Annotated in this window: 1 pseudogene; it reads right to left on the bottom strand. The window is 37.9% G+C overall.

The features are described 5' to 3' along the window. Positions 1-1936, bottom strand: a pseudogene (locus tag EV196_RS19665) (T9SS type B sorting domain-containing protein); the annotation flags it as partial.

Here is a 1936-nt window from a genome sequence, read left to right as displayed (position 1 = left end):
ACCGTTATGGAAGCATTGGTGTCTCCAAAACATGTCAATAAGGTTGTGCTTGGTGTAACTGTTGCTCCTATTGCTGCGGGGATAGCTAGGTTAACATTTTGAGAAACAATACATCCACCAGCATCTCTTGCATTTACAATATAATTTCCTGCTGATAAGTTTGTAAACGTTCCATTCGAGGAATAAGCAACTGTTGCTGTACCTGTTAATTCATATTCATAAGAACCCCAACCCCCATTGGCAGTTGCTGTAATGGTTCCTTTATCATTGGTACAGGTTACATTTGATGTTTCAGAAGCTAAAAGAGTTAAGGCAGCTGATGGTGATGCAATAGTAACCATATTAGAAACAGTAGTACAAAATGGACTAGCTGTTTCTGTAATTCTTACTGTATAATTACCTCCTATTAACCCTGATATAACTTGTGGGTTTGTAGACGTGTTTGCACTAACAACTCCTCCAACTGAAGCACCAGAATTATCAAAAACTTCATAATTATATGTTCCTGTATAACCAGTCACATTAATCTCTAAAGCACCATTATTGTCAACAAAACAAGTTACTGGTGTTGTTGCTGTTGCTACCACATCCATAGTATCAAATGGCACCACTGTGAAATCTGAGGTTGCAATTGTACATCCTGTAGTGATATCATTTACTTGGAAATAGTAAGTTCCAGGTAATGTTATGCTAAATATATTTGAAGCCTGAGCTACCCCGCTTGGTAACATTTGATAGGTAAAATTACCTGAACCTCCAGATACAGTTATAGAAACTGAACCTGTATTGTTACAATCAATAGGTGTTGCAATAGCTACTGTAGCCGCTGTTAATGTAGGCAGAGGTGCAATTACAACCGTGTTTGTATTTAAACAGCCATTGGCATCTTTCACATAAACGGTAATAGTTTGTGAAGCTCCTGTATCGATAACATCAAAATTATTGGTAGCTAAATAATTAACACCATCAATACTGTATGAATAAGGTGCCGTTCCTCCTACTTCTGTTATGGTAACTGTAGAGGTGTTTACTGAATTGTCTGCTGCACATCCAAAATCCGTAGCTGTTCCAGAAACTGTTAATGAGGTTGGTTCTCCAACAGTAATAATGTCACTAGTTGAGCACCCTCTTCCAGAATTAACTTGAACTGTATAATTTCCAGCAACCAACCCTGAGAATATATTAGAGTTCTGTGCTGCCACTATACTTGGGCCTCCAATAATTTCATAAGTATAAATAGGATTATCATTACTTGCAGGTAAATTTAAGGTAATAACACCATCGTTTCCTCCATTACAGCTTACATCGTCAACGGATGTTGTAAAGGTTACAGGAGTAGCGGCTATTAATGTAATACTTACATCTTTTGTACATGAAGTTATTCCATCTGTAATTGTGATAGTATAAGTTCCTGATGGCACTCCTGAAAACACATTGCCAGATAATGATCCTACACTTGGACTAATTACGTAGCTATATGTTCCAGAACCACCTGATTGTGATACTGTAATGACACCATCGTTATCAGCACAAGTTGGTAAGGCAGTTATGGTTGGTGTAAAATCTAATGGTGCATATACTGTTACTGAAGTTGGACTAATAGTTTCACAACCATTTCCATCTTTTACCGTTACAAAATAATTTCCTGGAGCTAATCCTGTAAATGTATCACTAGATTGGAAACCACTTCCTATAGAATATGTATAAGGGGCTATTCCAGTAGTGCTTGTTACTGTAAATGTATATGGATCTCCAACCAAATTACACTGGTTCGCAGCCATAGCTGGAACGGTAACGGTTGGTAACGGATCAAGTATAACCGTAACCGTATTCATTGTTATACAAGCATTGGCATCTCTTACGTAGACATCCCAAACTAAGTCTGTTCCTGAATTGGTGTCTACCGTAACTACATCGCTTGTTCCGTAAGCTGCTG

The sequence above is a fragment of the Mariniflexile fucanivorans genome (genome assembly GCF_004341235.1).
GTDB lineage: Bacteria > Bacteroidota > Bacteroidia > Flavobacteriales > Flavobacteriaceae > Mariniflexile > Mariniflexile fucanivorans.
This window is presented reverse-complemented; position numbering and strand designations above follow the sequence as displayed.